General features: G+C 73.6%; 17 protein-coding genes. 3 read left to right on the forward strand and 14 right to left on the reverse strand.

From position 1 onward, the window contains the following. Positions 1–140: 140 nt before the first annotated feature. Together AGRA3207_RS14220 and AGRA3207_RS14225 are read right to left on the reverse strand one after the other, a co-directional pair. The gene (locus AGRA3207_RS14220) at positions 141–866 is read right to left on the reverse strand and encodes an HAD family hydrolase (protein ID WP_231335101.1); all 726 of its coding nucleotides are present in this window, start codon (positions 864–866) and stop codon (positions 141–143) included. Continuing rightward, entirely contained in the window at positions 863–1,513 is a 651-nt protein-coding gene (locus tag AGRA3207_RS14225) for an MBL fold metallo-hydrolase (RefSeq protein WP_231336290.1), read from the reverse strand. The genes AGRA3207_RS14220 and AGRA3207_RS14225 overlap by 4 nt, the downstream gene beginning before the upstream one ends. Positions 1,514–1,577: 64 nt before the next feature. Here AGRA3207_RS14225 and AGRA3207_RS14230 point away from each other — a divergent pair, with 64 nt between their 5' ends. Then, the gene (locus AGRA3207_RS14230; protein ID WP_231335102.1) at positions 1,578–1,742 is read left to right on the forward strand and encodes a hypothetical protein; all 165 of its coding nucleotides are present in this window, start codon (positions 1,578–1,580) and stop codon (positions 1,740–1,742) included. Between the two features lie 63 nt (positions 1,743–1,805). Here the strand turns inward: AGRA3207_RS14230 and AGRA3207_RS14235 are convergent, their stop codons facing one another. The 11 genes from AGRA3207_RS14235 to AGRA3207_RS14285 all read right to left on the reverse strand — a co-directional run bounded on the left by AGRA3207_RS14235 (position 1,806) and on the right by AGRA3207_RS14285 (position 13,173). Further along, positions 1,806–2,096 carry a Fe-S cluster assembly protein HesB gene (locus AGRA3207_RS14235; RefSeq protein WP_231335103.1) on the reverse strand — a complete coding sequence of 97 codons (291 nt, stop codon included), beginning with the start codon at positions 2,094–2,096 and terminating at the stop codon, positions 1,806–1,808. Between the two features lie 142 nt (positions 2,097–2,238). After that, the gene (locus tag AGRA3207_RS14240) at positions 2,239–3,006 is read right to left on the reverse strand and encodes an SDR family oxidoreductase (protein ID WP_231335104.1); all 768 of its coding nucleotides are present in this window, start codon (positions 3,004–3,006) and stop codon (positions 2,239–2,241) included. Between the two features lie 91 nt (positions 3,007–3,097). Further along, entirely contained in the window at positions 3,098–4,717 is a 1,620-nt protein-coding gene (locus AGRA3207_RS14245) for a serine/threonine-protein kinase (protein ID WP_231335105.1), read from the reverse strand. Positions 4,718–4,768: 51 nt separating this feature from the next. Continuing rightward, positions 4,769–5,140 carry a DoxX family protein gene (locus AGRA3207_RS14250; protein WP_231335106.1) on the reverse strand — a complete coding sequence of 124 codons (372 nt, stop codon included), beginning with the start codon at positions 5,138–5,140 and terminating at the stop codon, positions 4,769–4,771. 70 nt (positions 5,141–5,210) lie between these two features. Next, positions 5,211–5,666, reverse strand: a complete 456-nt coding sequence (locus AGRA3207_RS14255; protein WP_231335107.1) for a hypothetical protein — start codon at positions 5,664–5,666, stop codon at positions 5,211–5,213. A 603-nt stretch (positions 5,667–6,269) separates the two neighbouring features. Beyond that, complete coding sequence (locus tag AGRA3207_RS14260; protein WP_231335108.1) at positions 6,270–6,740, reverse strand: MarR family winged helix-turn-helix transcriptional regulator; 471 nt, start codon at positions 6,738–6,740, stop codon at positions 6,270–6,272. Positions 6,741–6,862: 122 nt separating this feature from the next. Beyond that, a complete protein-coding gene (locus tag AGRA3207_RS14265; RefSeq protein WP_231335109.1) occupies positions 6,863–8,425 on the reverse strand; it encodes an acyl-CoA synthetase in 1,563 nt (520 codons plus the stop codon). A 13-nt stretch (positions 8,426–8,438) separates the two neighbouring features. Further along, positions 8,439–9,596, reverse strand: coding sequence for a thiolase domain-containing protein (locus AGRA3207_RS14270; RefSeq protein WP_231335110.1), 1,158 nt, complete (start codon positions 9,594–9,596; stop codon positions 8,439–8,441). Next, complete coding sequence (locus AGRA3207_RS14275) at positions 9,589–10,629, reverse strand: thiolase domain-containing protein (RefSeq protein WP_231335111.1); 1,041 nt, start codon at positions 10,627–10,629, stop codon at positions 9,589–9,591. The genes AGRA3207_RS14270 and AGRA3207_RS14275 overlap by 8 nt, the downstream gene beginning before the upstream one ends. Continuing rightward, entirely contained in the window at positions 10,626–11,588 is a 963-nt protein-coding gene (locus tag AGRA3207_RS14280; RefSeq protein WP_231335112.1) for a Zn-ribbon domain-containing OB-fold protein, read from the reverse strand. Before AGRA3207_RS14280 ends, AGRA3207_RS14275 begins: the two co-directional genes overlap by 4 nt. Further along, entirely contained in the window at positions 11,578–13,173 is a 1,596-nt protein-coding gene (locus AGRA3207_RS14285; protein ID WP_231335113.1) for an acyl-CoA synthetase, read from the reverse strand. The genes AGRA3207_RS14280 and AGRA3207_RS14285 overlap by 11 nt, the downstream gene beginning before the upstream one ends. Before the next feature lie 121 nt (positions 13,174–13,294). Here AGRA3207_RS14285 and AGRA3207_RS14290 point away from each other — a divergent pair, with 121 nt between their 5' ends. Next, the gene (locus AGRA3207_RS14290; protein WP_231335114.1) at positions 13,295–14,104 is read left to right on the forward strand and encodes a crotonase/enoyl-CoA hydratase family protein; all 810 of its coding nucleotides are present in this window, start codon (positions 13,295–13,297) and stop codon (positions 14,102–14,104) included. Positions 14,105–14,202: 98 nt separating this feature from the next. Next, positions 14,203–14,670, forward strand: coding sequence for a hypothetical protein (locus AGRA3207_RS14295; protein ID WP_231335115.1), 468 nt, complete (start codon positions 14,203–14,205; stop codon positions 14,668–14,670). On the opposite strand, the gene AGRA3207_RS14300 is transcribed toward AGRA3207_RS14295, so the two are convergent. Further along, positions 14,671–15,780 carry an NAD(P)H-dependent flavin oxidoreductase gene (locus AGRA3207_RS14300; protein ID WP_231335116.1) on the reverse strand — a complete coding sequence of 370 codons (1,110 nt, stop codon included), beginning with the start codon at positions 15,778–15,780 and terminating at the stop codon, positions 14,671–14,673. Between the last annotated feature and the right edge of the window lies 1 nt (position 15,781).

Raw genomic sequence — 15,781 nt, forward strand, 5'->3', positions numbered from 1 at the left:
AGGTCGGGCGGCACGTGCCGTGCCGCGTGACGTGACCGCGGTCCCGCGGCCACATACCCCACGGTACGAATCGGACACCACACCCCACATCGGCCGTTCGTCCCGTCCCGGAGCCCTACTCCGGGATTAGGGGATGCCCCTTAGGGGGCGTTGTGCCGCTCGACCAGACCGGGGAGGGAGGCCAGGTCGTCCAGGACGAACAGGCAGCGGCCCAGCGCCTCCCGCTCGTCGCGGAGCCCCTCCTGGACGTGCCCCCACGGGCCGCGCCTGAGGAACGCGGCGAGCATCCCGTGCTCCAAGGCGGGCCGCACGTCGTTGTCGATGCGGTCCCCCACGTACAGGACGTGCTCGGGCAGGACGTCGGCGAGCTGGGCGCAGCGTTCGAAGAACTCCTGGGACGGCTTCCGGATGCCCCACACGTCGGAGATCCCGACGACGTCCGCGTCCAGGCCGAGCGCCTCCATCTGCGCGGCGGCCTCGACCGGCTGGTTGCCCGCGATGCCGACGTACAGGCCCTGGCCGCGCAGCGCGGACAGGCACGCCCGCGCGTCGGGGTACAGGTCGTCCGGGCCGAACCCGTTCGGCACGCCGACCTCGGCGCGCCGCTTCTCCTCCGCCTCCAGGTCGAAACCCGGGCGGAAGTACTCGAAGAGGTCCCTGTGGTCGCCGCCGGTGGCCAGCAGCGCGCCGAGCTTGGTGAGGAACGTGTGCCGGGGCACGCCGAGCCAGTCGGCCCACCGGCCGTAGATCTCGCCCTCGTTGATCAGCGTCTCGCCGATGTCGAAGAACACCGCCTGGATCGGCCGGGGCGCGAACGAGTCGGGCGCCGCGGACGGGACGGACGCCATGGGGGGACGGGGGGTCACGCCGCGGCCAGGTCCACGGACTCGCCCGGTGCCAGGCGCCGGAAGTCCGCGCCGAGCTCCTCGCCCGCCGCGGACACGTGCTTCTCCATGACCGACAATCCGATGTCGTTGAGGAGGCCGTCGTGCACGACGAACGCGCGGTCCGGGCGCACCGCCCGCGCGTAGGAGTACAGCTCCGGGATCTTCATCCACGGCGCGTTGCCGGGCAGGCACAGTGTCGGCACCCGCTCCACCGGCACGGTCAGCGCGTCGCCCGGGTGGAACACCTCGCCGTCCACCAGGAAGCCGACGTTCGGGATGGGCGGCACGTCGGGGTGCAGGATCTCGTGCTCCTGGCCGTAGACGTGCACGCTGAACCCGGCGACGGTCACCGCGTCCCCGTGCCCCACCTGCTGGACGCGTCCGCCGAGGTCGGCCAGGCTTTCCGCGACGACCCGGGACGTCCACACGCGGAGGCCGGGACGCGCCGCGAGGGCCGCGCGCAGGCCGTCGGCGTCGAAGTGGTCGAAGTGCTCGTGGGTGATGAGGACGGCGTCGCACGTGGCGAGGGCGTCCGCCGCGCCGCTGAACGAGCCGGGGTCGATGAGGAGCGTCCGGTCGTCCCGGGTGATCTGGACGCAGGCGTGTCCGAGCTTGGTGAGACGCATCATCCGATCTTTCCACGCGGCGGCCGTCCGCCCGCGGACGCCCCCGGGTGAGACACTGGGGCGCGTGCCCTCACGGAAGGAACTCGACCGGCAAGTGCGCGATCACTACGGGACATGGCGCGACCGGCCGCGCGGCCTGGCCTGCGCGGTGATCGCCGCCTTCATGGTCCTCACGACGGCGGCCTTCGTCTTCGCGGTCGCCGCGGTCGTGCTGGCCGCCAGGTCGTAGGCGGCGGAGAGCGGCCCTGAGGGCCGGGACGCCGGTGACGGGGCCCGGCCCCTCAGGCCGGGCTCAGGTGGCGGTGCCGTCCGCGATGGTGAAGGACACGTCGCCCTGCGGGTCGACCTGGGCGTCGAGCGTCTTGTCGTCCAGCATCTCCGCGACGCCCGACTGCAGGTAGACCTTCGCGCCCTGCTCCTCGACGACCTGGTCTCCGGCCTCGGGCTCGGGGGCCACCGAGAGCCGCAGCGCGTCCGAGCCGTCGACGCCGGGCTCGATGCGGATCCCGGTGTCGGGCGGCAGTTCCGGGTTGGCGGTCACCGTCCGTATGACCTGGACGGCACCGCTGGTCAGCGTGAGCACGATTCTGCTCCTCACGTCTCTGTCGTTCTGGATCGGAATCTGCCCCACCCTCCCCGCTGCCTTCGGCCGTAAACGCGATCCGGGCCTTTCCGGGTGGTGTGGGGGGTCGTCCCCCGGGCGGGGCCGGTCGCGGACGCGCGGCCTAGGCGATCGCGGGGCGGATGGTAGCGCCACCGTCCACGATCATGGTCTGGCCGGTCATCCAGGACGCGGTGTCCCCGGCCAGGAACACCGCGGCGCTGGCGATGTCCTCGGGGACGCCGATCCGCCCGAGCGGCATGTACCCGGCGATCCGCTCCTCGTTCTCCTCCCAGAGCGCGCGGGCGAGGGCGGTCTTGACCAGGCCCGGGGCGATGCAGTTGACGCGGACGCGCGGCGCGAGCTCCATCGCGAACTGGCGGCTGAGGTGGACGACCGCGGCCTTGGTGGCGTTGTAGTAGCCGATGCCGTGCTCGGTGACCAGCCCGCCGACGGAGGCGATGTTGACGATGGCGCCGCCGCGCTCGCGCATGGACGCGCGCCAGGCGAGCTGCGTCCACTGCACGACGGCGAACTGGTTGACCTCGACGGTCTTGGCCGCGGCGCCGGGCTCGATGTCGGTCATCGGGCCGAAGTGGGGGCTGGTGCCCGCGTTGTTGACCAGGACGTCGAGGGAGCCGAACTCGGCGACGGCCGCGTCCACGCAGGCGGCGGCCTGGTCACGGTCGCCGACGTGGGCGGCCTTGGCGAGCACCCCGGCGCCGGGGTGCTCGGCGCGGATCTCCTCGGCGGCCTCGTCCAGGGCCTCCTGCCTGCGGGACGAGAGCACGACGTTGGCGCTCTCGGCCGCCAGCGCCCGGGCTATCGCCTTGCCGATCCCCCGGGACGCCCCGGTGACGAGGGCCGTTTTCCCCTGTAGCCCGGTCCGCATCGCTCTCCCTCGCCCGCCTCGTACCCGAATCCCGCTCGGTTCACCGTACACAGGTGACCGGCGGGCCGGTCACCTGGCCGGACGGGACGCGTCAGCCGACGGTGAAGCCGTCGCAGCCCATGTAGAACGCGTCGCCGTTGGCGCGGACGTGCATCCAGATGACCGTCCAGTCGCCTTTGACCAGCGGGTACGCCGCGCTGCCCGAGCCGTCCCAGTCGAAGTCGTCGGGATAGCGCAGGGTCAGCCAGCCGTCGCCCGCCGGATACGGCCGCGGCCGGCTCCGCACGATCCCGGTCACGCCGTTGCCCTGCTGGTCGCCGGGCGGCCGGACCTCGGCGGCCAGGTAGTAGCCGGACGGCCGCGCGTACTTGAAGCGCATCCCGAGATCGACCGTGGACTTGGTGTACGGGACGCGCGGGGACGACGTCTGCACGTCGGCGGCGAGCTTCGTGTCCTCGGGACGGACGGCGGGAAGGCAGTTGGCGTCCGTCTTGGACCAGTGCACCTGCGCGAAGTCGTCGGTGGGCTGCTTCACCAGGATCACGTCCGGTGGCGGCCCCGACGCCTGGCCACGCGGCGTCCCCGACGGCCCGGCGGAACCCTGTCCCCCGGCGGATTTCAGTCCCCCGGAGGGGTTCGACGCGGCGCCGGGCGTACCGGTCGTGCCGTTCGTCCTGCCCGGCCCGCCCTTGGCGCCGCCGTCACCGTCCAGGAGGGCGCGCGCACCGAGCGACCCCAGCAGCACGACGGCGACCACGCCCGCGGCCGCGAGGAGGGCGCTCCGCCGCGCCCCGGCCCCGGCGCGCCCGGCCGGGACGAGACCGGACGCGATGGCCTCGGGCACCCCGGCGGGCACCGGCGGCGCCACGCCCACGACCCGCCGGTAGTCGGCGTCGCCGGTGAGGGCGCCGTGCGCGGCGGTCAGCTGGAGCAGCCGTTCGGGCGTGGGACGCCCGGCCGGGTCCTTCGCCGCGCACAGGGCGACGATCTCCGCGAGCCCGGGGTCGACGCCGTCCAGGTCGATCTCGCCGCTCAGCGTCCGGTGGAGGATCGCCTCGATGCGCCCCCCGCCGAACGGAGGCCGCCCGGTGGCGGCGTAGGCGATGGTGCCCGCCAGCGAGAAGACGTCGGACGCCGGAAGCGGCTCCTGCTCCCGCACGACCTCGGGCGCGACGTAGCCGGGTGTCCCGTTCCAGGCCCCGGTGCGGGTGATCTGCGTCTGCCCCTCGCCCCGCGCGATGCCGAAGTCGATCAGCCGGGGCCCGTCGGGCGCGAGTATCACATTGCCCGGCTTCAGGTCGCGGTGCTGCACGCCCTGCCGGTGGATCTCCAGCAGGCCCGTGGCCAGGGCCGCGAGCAGCCGCAGGCACGTCCCGGGCGGCAGCGGCCCGTGCTCGGCCACCGCCTGCCGCAGCGTCGGCCCCGGCACGTACTCGGTGGCCAGCCAGTACGGCGGCGCGCCGAGCCCGGCCCCGACCATCGCCGCCGCGAACCGGCTGCGCACCCGCTCGGCCGTCTCGACCTCGCGCCGGAAACGCGCCAGCGCCGTCGGGCCCTCGAAGTCCTCACGGATCACCTTGAGCGCGATGTGCCGCCCGCTGCCGGTCAGCCCCAGGTACACCTGCCCCATGCCGCCCGCGCCGAGGCGGGCCAGGACCGGGTAGCCGCCGATCTCGGACGGGTCCTCAGGACGCAGTGGCTCCACGGTCACCGGCCCGCTCGTCGTCCACGCATGCCCGAAATGCTCTCACCACCGCCGCGGTCAGTCCGCCTCGCGGGCCACGTACAGCGCCCAGCCGATCAGGGGCACCTGGAGCGGGAGGCGCCCGTAGGCCACGGCCCGCAGCGGCAGGGACCGGTGCCGCCAGTCGCGCGCCATCTTGATGTTCGCGGGGAACACCGCCGCCATCAGCCCCGCCGTGGCGAGCGCCCCCGCCCGGCGCGTCCGCGGATGCGCGACGGCCGCCGCGCATGCCAGCTCGGCCACCCCGCTGGCGTAGGTCCACCACCTGGCGCGCCCGGGGAGCCGCTCGGGCACGAGGGTGTCGAACGGCCGCGGCATGAGCAGATGGGCCGCCCCCATCCAGGCCATGAAGGACACAAGACGGCGTGTGGCCCGCGACGAGTCGCTCACATCTGCGATTCTCGCAGACGAGACGCCTCGTCCAATAGTCCGCCCCGCCGCACCGCGCCGGGCGCGGGGTTCAGGGGCGCGAGGGTGGCGGGGGTGGCGGGGTGCGGGGGGCCGGGGTGTGGCCGGGGCAGAGGTGGCGCGGGCAGGGGGCGGACGGGCCGCAGGGGTTCCCGGCGAAGCGGTACCAGAGGCCGTCCCAGCCTCTGCGCCCGATGTTGATCGTGAGGTAGAGGCCCCCGCCCCGCCGGACGGTCTCGCGGTAGGCGGCGCCGAGGCCCCGGAACGGCTGCTCGTCCTCCAGCCAGAGCAGCGCCGGTTCGATCGCGCAGTAGGGGCAGGTGTCGTAGAAGAACAGGAACTCGTGCGTCCTGAGCGCGGCGGCCCGCAGGCCGGTGCGGCGCGCGAGCAGGCAGAGGGGGACGGACTCGCCGCCGGAAAAGGTCACGTGGACGATGTTCTGCCGCTTCACCTGGAGGACGTCCCTCAGCACGTTCTCGAACTCGGCGACCGGCAGGTTCTGCCGCATGTATGTCTCCCTTCCATTCGCCGCTTTTATCGGGAAAAGGCTAAAGCGGAATCATGAATTCGATCACTCTGGGCGCCGGGGCTTGGGACCGCGAAAGCGGGCGGGGCGTCCTCGGGAGGGCCGCTCCCATGGTCTCCCCGTTCCACGTCCCGCAGGTGGGCCGACGCGGCGCCAGGGAATGCGGCGGCCGCCATCGTGATCGCGGAATCGCAGGAGATCCGGCCGGATGGGAGCGTGATACCGACTCGGCCCATGAAGTCACGCACCCTTTTCGCGGACTGCCGACACAATCCGGTGAAGTCACTCGACTTTCTTCAGGGTAACCAGATACGCGAAGAAGATGACTTACTCATGCGTCACGTTCGCGTTCACCGCTTTCACCCGGGCCCGCGGTGTCCGCGGCGCCGCGCACCGCCGATGTGAGGCAAGTCACCCCGGCGGGGCCGTGTGACCTGCGGCTTTACGGTCAGGGGAGGAGTGTCACCCTGCGTGACAGGACTCCGGGGGCGGTCTGCCGCGGCCGGGGGGACCGCCGCGACCGTCCCCGGACCCCATTCCCAGGCCGGAGTCCGCGGGGCCGCGGGCCAGCGGAGTCCGGGGAGGTCACGGGAGGCGGCGGATCTCCTCGATGACATCGGGCATCGCGGCGTTGTTGCCGCGTATCCAGGTCAGGAGGAAGGCGATCTGCTCGTCGCTGAAGTCCTCCAGGCGCTCCTGGAACATGCGGCCGATGGGCTCGAAGTAGCGTCCGAAGCGGGCGACGTTCTCCTCGACGAGCTCGACGATCACGCGGCGGCGGTCGTCGGGGTCGCGGGTGCGCTTGACGTACCCGGCCTTCTCCAGGCGGTCGATGACGGCGGTGATGGCGCCGCCGGTGGTGATGCCCATGAGCTGCGCCAGGCCGCCGGGGGTCTGGGGGCCGTCCAGCGACAGCGCGTTCACGCACTGCGCGTCCGTGACGTTCATGCCCGCCTTGCTCGCGGTGGCGTGGTGCAGCAGCACCGTGAACATCGTGCTGCGCTGGGTCTCCATCTGCAGCTCGGCCGCCATCCGCTCGCGCTCCGGGGTGGACACGCCCCTCACCTTCTCTCATATAGAGAAACACAACTCAAGAGCGACTCTCCACAGGAGATTCTAGCCGCCGAGGGCACGTGGAGGACAGGCGGGCGACGGCCGGGTGTGGCGGACGGGACACCCTACTTTCCCGCCACCTCCCTGGCCCAGCGGTAGTCGGCCTTGCCCGCGGGCGAGCGCCTGATCTCGGCGACGAACCTGTAGAGGCGGGGCACCTTGTAGCCGGACAGCTCCCGGCGGCAGTGCGCGTCCAGCTCCGCGGCGGACGGCGCGTCCCCCGCCGGCTGGACGACGGCGGCGACGCGGGCGCCCCAGCGCTCGTCCGGAACGCCCGTCACGACCGCGTCGTACACGGTGGGGTGGCCCTTGAGGACGGCCTCGACCTCCTCGGGGAACACCTTCTCGCCGCCGGTGTTGATGACCTGCGAGCCGCGCCCGCGGACGGTGATCGAGCCGTCCTCCTCGACGGTCGCGAGGTCGCCGGTGAGCAGCCACCGGCGGCCGTCCACCTCGGGGAACGTCCGCGCGGTCCGCTCGGGGTCGTTGTAGTAGCCGCGGGCGATGTGCCCGGTCCGCGCGACCTGGCCGACGACGCCGGAGCCCGGGACGACGGGCCGGAGCGCGTCGTCCAGGACCGCGACGTCCTCCACGTCCGGTATGAAGCGCAGGCCCTGCTCCGGCGTCGAGCCCGCCACCGCCTCGGCGGTCGACCCGGACTCGGTGGAGCCGAAGCGGTCCAGGATGACGGTGCCCGGGAGGAGCCGCTGGAGGCGGTCGCGGACGCTGCCGCTGAGGATCGCGCCGGTGGAGACGCAGGCCAGCAGTGACGAGGCGTCGTGGCCGCCACGCGCCAGCTCGTCCGCCATCGGGATCGCCATCGCGTCGCCGGTGAGGGTCAGGGAGGTGACCCTCTCGCGCTCGACGGCCCGCCAGACGGCGGCGGCGTCGAACGTGCGCGTGTAGACGGTCGTGGCGCCCATGAACCAGGCGATCCAGGTGGCCATCTGCGCGGCGCCGTGCATGAGCGGCGCGGCCGGCAGCATCACCAGCGGGCCGCCGCCGCGGGCCATGGCGACGACGTCCTCGGGACGGGACGGGCGCGGGAGCGCCGGGTTCCAGAACGCCAGGAGCAGCCGCCCGGTCGACCACATGACGCCCTTGGGCATGCCGGTCGTCCCGCCCGTGTAGATGATGTAGGTGTCGTCGGGCGAGCGGGGCGGGAACCCGCGCGTGCCGGGGGCGTCCCGCAGGGCCTCGTCGTAGGCGACCGCGCCGGGGATCGACGGGGTGCCGCCGACGGCGACCAGGTGCCGCAGCTCCGGCGCGGCGGGCGCGGCGGCGGCGACCCGGTCCTCGAACGCGACGTCGTAGAGCAGCGCGACGCTGTCGGAGTCGCGGTAGAGGTGGAGCAGCTCGCCCTCCACGTACCGGTGGTTCACGTTGACCGGCACGGCGCGGATCTTCAGGACGGCGAGCAGCGCCGCCGCGTACTCGACGCCGTTGTACAGCTGGACGGCGACGTGCCGCCCCGGCCGCACGCCCGCGGCCTCCAGGTGGTGGGCGAGGCGGTTGGCGTGCTCGTCCAGCTGGGCGAAGGTGAGCCGCCGGTCGCCGCACACCAGCGCGACGCGGTCCCCGACCGCGTCCGCGATCCCCTCGAACAGGTCGGCGTGGGTGAACTCCATCGTGCCCCCCGGACTATGGCTTGGTGTCGCCGACGATCCACATCGCGAAGAACTGGGCGCCGCCGCCGTAGGCGTGGCCGAGCGCGCGGCGGGCGCCGTCCACCTGGTGGCCGCCGGCCCGGCCGCGGACCTGGAGCGCCGCCTCGGCGAACCGGATCATCCCGGACGCGCCGATCGGGTTGGCCGACAGGACGCCGCCGGACGGGTTCCAGGGGATGTCGCCGTCCGGCGCGGTCGCGCCCGACTCGGTGAGCCGCCAGCCGTCGCCCGCGCCGCAGAACCCAAGGTTCTCCAGCCACATCGGCTCATACCAGGAGAACGGGACGTACACCTCGGCGCAGTCGAGGTCGGCGCGCGGGTCGGTGATCCCGGCCTGCCGGTAGACGTCCGCCGCGCAGTCCGCCCCGGCGCGCGGGCTGACGGCGTCGCGTCCGGGGAACGCGAGCGGCTCGGAGCGCATCGCGGTGCCGTGCACCCACGCCGGGCGGGACGGCGCCCTCCGCGCGGCGTGCTCGGAGGCCAGCACCATCGCGCAGGCCCCGTCGGAGGACGGGCAGGTCTCCAGGTAGCGGATCGGCTCCCACAGCATCGGCGTGGACTCGACCATCGCGCGGGTGATGCCGGGGATCCTCAGGTGCGCGTACGGGTTGCGCAGCGCGTTGCGACGGTCCTTCACCGCCACGAGCGCGCCGATGTGGCCGGGCGCCCCGGAGCGGTGCACGTAGGCGCGGACGTGCGGGGCGAAGTACCCGCCCGCGCCGACGACCAGGGACGTCGTGAACGGGGAGTCCACCGTCAGCGCCCACGTCGCGTCCGACTCCGACTGCTTCTCCCACGCGACCGCGAGGACGCGGTCGTGGACGCCGCCGTGGACCAGCCCCGCCGCGGCGATCGCGGTGGACCCGCCGACCGAGCCCGCCGTGTGCACCCGCGTGATCGGCTTGCCGGTCGCGCCGAGCGCGTCGGCCAGCATCGCCTCGGGCATCACCACGCCCTCGAACAGGTCGGGCGCCTTGCCGATGACGACGGCGTCGATGTCGGCCCAGGTGAGGTGGGCGTCGTCGAGCGCCCGGCGCGCGGCCTCGCGCAGCAGGCCGGGGATCGACACGTCCCGCCGCCGGCTCCGGTACGCCGTCTGCCCGATTCCGATGACCGCGCAGGGCTCACCCATGGCCGCCGCCCGCCAGGACGCACACGAGGTTCTGCTGGAGGCACGGCCCGGACGCGGCGTGGCCGAGCGTCCTGCCCGCCGTCCCGTCGTGGACGCGGGACGCGGCCTCGCCGATGCGGATCAGGCCCGTCGCCATCTCGGGGTTCGCCGACAGGGGCCCGCCGGACGGGTTGACCTCCACGCCGCCGCCGAGCCCGAGCGCCTCCCGCAGGATCGGCTCCTCGTGGCTGAACCGGGTGTGCAGCTCGGCGACCTCGATCCCGGACGCGCCCGCCCTCGCGCCCGCGAGGCGCGCGGCGTCCGAGCGGGTCAGGTCGCGGACGCCCGGCGCGTGGGCCTCGCTGCGGTGGTCGATGCCCGCGATCCACGCGGGCCGCCCGCACAGCCCGCGCGCCGTGTCCCCCGCCGCCAGGACGATCGCCGCCGCTCCGTCGGTGACGGGCGCGACGTCGCAGGCGCGCAGCGGGGCGACGTCGTAGCCGGTGTCCCCGGGGTCGGGCAGGTGCAGGGCGAACGGGTTGCCGCGTCCGGACGCGCGGGACCGCGCCACCACCGCGCGCAGGTCGTCCTCGGTGGCGCCCGACCGTTCCAGGTACGCGCGGGCCTGGAGCGCGGCCAGGGACACCGGGTCGATGCCGAGGGGCGCGAGGTGGTACGGGTCGAGCTGCTGGGCGAACACCGCACGCGGGTCCGCCTGCGACGGCTTGCCGAACCCGTACACGAGCGCGGTGTCGACGTCGCCGTGCTGGAGCCGCACCCACGCCTCGTGCAGTGCCCACGCCGCGTCCATCTCGACGTGGCTCTCGGAGATCGGCGGCCACGCGCCGACCGCGTCCAGCGCGGACACGAACGAGAACGGCGCGCCCGCGAGGTAGTCGCACGACCCCGAGCAGGTGAACCCGAAGCGCCGCAGCCCGGTCCGCTCCCTGACCTCGGCGATGACGGGGGCGAGCATCTCGGCCTCCTGGAGCCCGCCGTCCCCGGCCGTGTGGCGGGTCTGCGCGAAGGCGACCACGGCGACCTGGCGTCTCACAGGTGGTCCCCGATCGCGGCGAGGGGGACGTCGGGCTCGTCGAGCGGCTCGAACCACCTGATGTTCGCCAGGGTGCGGCCCCATTCCCCGCGCGGGCGCCATGCGGCCCTGACCCGCATCCCCATGCGGACGCCTGCGGCGGGGACGCCCGCGACGAGCGCGAGCATCGTGACCCCGGCGCCGTCGAGCAGGACGTGGCCCGACACGAACGGCACCCCGGGCGCGCGCGGGTCGGGGACGTGGCTGACGGTGAACGTCGTGAGCGTGCCGGTGTCCGGCAGCTCCACCTCCTGCGAGGTCGGGACGCCGTCGCGCGGGCACAGTCCGCTCATCGGGACGATGACCCGGCCGCACGCCGCGCACCGGTGCCCGAGGATCCTGCCCTCGCAGAGGCCCTCCAGGAACCGGCCGAGCGCCCGCCCGGGCCGCAGGCCGTACTCCAGCCGCGACGGCGAGCCGATCATCGTGACCTCGGGCCGGAAGCACTCGATGTCGCCGATGGCCCCGGTGCGCTCGGCCCGCCACCGCGGGCGGACGCGCATCCCGGTCCTGAGGGGCCTCGGCGGATCCGCGCCCTCCTCGAATTCGCCGAGGTCGAGCGCGTGCAGGAGGGCGGTGTCGGCCCCGTCGGGGCGGATCAGCGCCCACGCGAACGGCCGCCGCAGCGGATGGCCGGGGGCCGGGCGCGGCACCCACGACCACGTCGTGACCGTCCCGGCGGGGCCGACCTCGACGAACTCGCCGGTCACGTCGTCGCCGGTGGCGGGGTCGTGCTCGGTGGGCGGGACGAGCACCCTGCCGCCCGCGGTGCGGACGCCGACCAGCCGCCCGTCGCGCAACTCGCTGAGGAACCGGCCGATGACCGGGCCGACCGAGCGCGTGTACCCACCCGGGAACTCCAGGACGTGGTTCGGCGCCGGCCGGGGCGCCCCGCCGCCGGGCGCGGCGTCAGACGGCACCGGCGCGGCCCGTCCAGTACGGGTCCCGGAGCTTGCGTTTGAGCAGCTTGCCGTTCGGCTCGCGCGGCATCGTCGCGATGAAGTCGATCGACCTCGGCCACTTCATCCGCGCCAGCCGCCCCTCCAGCGACGCGAGGATCTCCGCCGCCAGCGCCGGGCCGGGCTCGGCGTCCTCGGACGGCTCCACGACCGCCTTGACCTGCTCGCCCCACTCCTCGTCGGGGACGCCGAACACGGCCACGTCCGCGACCTTGGGATGCAGGGTGATCTCGTTCTCGATCTCGGCCGGATAGATGTTCACCCCGCCGGAGATGATCATGTCGGCCTTGCGGTCGGACAGGAACAGGAAGCCGTCCTCGGTCAGGTAACCCATGTCGCCGACCGTGAAGAAACGCCCGTCCGCCGCGTCGGCGCCCGCGCCGGCCTTCGCGGGCAGGCGGTTCTCCTCGGTCTTCTCCCGGTCGCCCTTGTACTCGAACGCGATGCCGCGCATCCTCATGTAGATCGTCCCGTGCGTCCCGGCGGGGACGGGCTCGCCGTCGTCGTCCACGACCAGCAGCTCGCTGACCGGCCACGCCTTCCCGACCGTCCCGGGGTGGGCGCGCCAGTCGGCGGGGCCGGCGATCGCGCCGCCGCCCTCGGTCGCCGCGTAGTACTCCCAGACGCAGTCGCCCCACCAGTCGAGCATCCGCTGCTTGATCGGCACCGGGCACGGCGCCGCCGCGTGGATCGCCCATTTCAGCGACGAGGTGTCGTACCGGTCGCGGACGTCCTGCGGGAGGCCGAGCAGCCGCTTGAAGTGCGTCGGGACCAGGTGCGTGCTGCTGATCCGGTGGTGCTGGACGAGCCGGAGGAACCCCTCCGCGTCCCAGCGGTCCATGTAGACCAGCCGGTGCCCCATGTGCAGGGCCGAGGCGCCGAAGAGCGAGACGGCCGTGTGGTAGCTCGGCGACGTGACCAGGTGCGCCTCGTATCCGCCGCCGGCGGGCTCGCCCGGCGTGATGCCGAACATCGCGGGCAGGAAGGTCAGCATCTCGGCGGCGTCGTCGGGGTCGATCCCGGCCAGCGGCCGCCTGACGCCCTTCGGCCGTCCGGTCGTCCCGGACGTGTAGTGCATGGTGGTGCCGTTGGTACGTTCTCCCGGCGGCGTGTCGGGGTGGCCGTCCACCAGGTCGCCGTAGGGACGGAAGCCCTCGACGTCCCCGAACGCGAACCTCCGGTGGGGTTCCAAGGCCGCGGCGGCGCGCGCGCCCTCCGCCGCGTAGCGTTCGTGGACGAAGAACGCCTTGGCCTCGCTGTCGCCGACGATGTAGCCGATCTCGGGCCCGGTGAGATGCCAGTTGACCGGCGTGTAGTACCAGCCCGCCTGCAACGCCGCCAGGTACAGCACGAGCCCCTCGGTGCCGTTCGGGACGAGCCCGCAGAAGCCGTCGCCGTCGCGCAGGCCCAGTGCCCGGAGCGCGTGGACGAGCCGGTTGGCGCGTGCGAGCAGCCCGCCCGCGGTGTGCTCCGTCCCGTCCGGATCGACGGCGGCGACCCAGCCGGGGTCGGCCTGCGCCAACCGCCAAAAGCCCAGCGACCCCATCGGACCTCCTTCGCGCGACGGTTAAAGTAGATCACGTTCTCGTTTTGCTTATCAAGCCCCTTTGATAAAGCCCATTTCGCACTAGAATCTGTTCTTATTATTGACTTGTCCTGGAGGAACCGTGGAGCGGCTGCCGATCAGCACCGAGCATTGCGTCGTCGAGCGGGACGGGCCCGTCGTCATCGTCACGATGGACCGTCCCGAGAAGCGCAACGCGCTGACCTCGGCGATGCTCGTCGGCCTCGCGGAAGCCTGGGCCTACATGACGGAGACCCCGCAGGTGCGCGCGGGCATCCTCACCGGCGCCGGGGGGACGTTCTGCTCCGGCGCCGACCTCACGGCCATGGAGCGGCCGCCCTCCGAGCCCCGGGTCAGGGAGCGCATGGCCCGGATCCCCGACTTCCATTGGAAGGGCCTGCTCCGCGAGGGCCGCCCGGCCAAGCCGCTCATCTGCGCCGTCGAGGGTCACGCCGTCGGGGGCGGCACCGAGCTGCTCGTCGGCACCGACCTGCGCGTCGCCGCCGAGGGCGCGACGCTCGGCCTGTACGAGGCGGGACGCGGCCTGTTCCCGATGGGCGGCTGCGCCGTCCGCCTCCCCCGCCAGATCGGCTACGCCAACGCGATGGACCTCCTGCTCACGGCCCGTCCGGTGACCGCGCGCGAGGCCCTCGCCATGGGGCTGGTCAACACGGTCGTCCCGGACGGCTCGGCGCTCGACGCCGCCCGCGGCCTGGCGGAACGGATCGCCGGATGCGGTCCCCTGGCCGTGCAGGCGATCCTGCGCGCCCACCGCGAGACCGAGCACCTCCCCGAGGCCGAGGCCCTCAGGATCTCCGACGAGATCGGCTGGCCCGTCCTCGGCTCCGACGACGCGAAGGAGGGCGCGCGCGCGTTCAGGGAGAAGCGCCGTCCCGTCTACAAGGGCACGTGATCCCACCCGAACTAAAAGCAATAAAGGATGTCCGGAATTCGCCGCGGGTTTCGAATGCGGGCGCTGTGGCACAAGCCCGACCGGAAGCCAGAGGAGGAATGACGGTCATGGCCCTGCACCTAGGACGGAACATCGGACACAAGCGGCACGAGCCCGGCGAGCACGCGTCGCCCGAGCGGCGGCGGCTCTGGTTCCGGCGGAACGAGCCGGGGGGCGACACCGAGGCCGGGCGGACCGGGGAGCACGCGGGGACGACGGCCGTCGCCGCGCGGAAGCCGCGCCGGTGGCGGCGCAGCCGGCACAACCCGGTCAGCATGATGATCCTGGCCGCCGGATGGGCGGCGGTGGTGATCCTCGCGCTCGGGATGCTGCTGACGTGGGGGGACGCCAACCCGGGCAACACGATCGTGGACGCCACGCTCGACGCCGGGCGGTGGCTCGCGACGCCGTTCCACGACGTGTTCACGCGCTCCGACCCCGACGAGCAGCTCTACATCAACTGGGCGATCGCGGGCGTCGTGTACTACGCCATCGCGCGCACCCTGTCGTGGATGACCCGCTTCTGATCAGCTCCGGGTGAGGCCGCCGAGCCGCTCGACGGCCTCGGCGTACTCCTCGATCAGCTCGTGGACGACCCGGGCGGCGGGCCTCACCCGGTCCATCGAGCCGACGACCTGCCCGACCGGGAAGGTGACCAGCTCGCCGTCGCCGGAGCGCGCGATGCGCGGGAGCGCGTCCGCGACCAGCATGAACTGCATCGGCATCGGCAGGCAGCCCGGTGATCCCTCGCCCTCCCACGCGTCCGTCCACGCGGTCCTGAGGAAGCGGGCGGGCTTGCCCGTCCACGCGCGGGACCGGACGGTGTCGCGGGAGGTGGCCGCGAGCAGCTTGGGCAGGACGCGCCCGGGGGTGTCCGCCTCGCTCACGGTGAGCCAGATCGAGCCGGTCCAGACGCCATCGGCGCCGAGCGCGAGGCCCGCGGCCATCTGCCGTCCCCGGCCGATGCCGCCCGCCGCGAGGACGGGGGTCCCGGCGCCGACCGCGTCCACGACCTCGGGGACGAGGACCATCGTGGAGACGTCGCCGGTGTGGCCGCCGGCCTCGGTGCCCTGCGCGACGACGAGGTCCACGCCCGCGTCGGCCTGCTTGCGCGCGTGCCGGGCACTGGACGCGAGGCCCGCGACCCTGACGCCGCGGCCGTGCGCCCGGTCGACGACGTCGGCCGGGGGCGGGCCGAGCGCGCTGGCGAGCAGCGCGATGGGATGCCGGAGCGCGACCTCGACCTGCGGGCGGGCGGTCTGGTCGGTCCAGCCGAGCAGCGTCCGCGCGGCGGTCCCGGCGGACGGCTCGACCCCGTGCCGGGCGAGCAGGTCCTCCAGGAACGCGCGGTGCCCGTCGGGGATCATGCTCTGGAGCCTGGCGAGCAGGTCACCGGCATCGCCGAGGTCGGCGCCCTCGTACGCGGCGGGCATGACGACGTCCACGCCGTACGGCCTGCCTCCGGTGTGCTCGTCGATCCAGGCGAGTTCCAGTTCGAGCTCCTCGGGGGTGAAGTAGAGGGCGCCCAGGACGCCCATGCCCCCGGCGCGGCTGACCGCGGCGACCACGTCGCGGCAGTGGCTGAACGCGAAGATCGGGTACTCGATGCCGAACAGGTCGGTGGCTCGTGTCCGCACG

The sequence above is a fragment of the Actinomadura graeca genome (assembly GCF_019175365.1).
GTDB classification, from domain to species: domain Bacteria; phylum Actinomycetota; class Actinomycetes; order Streptosporangiales; family Streptosporangiaceae; genus Spirillospora; species Spirillospora graeca.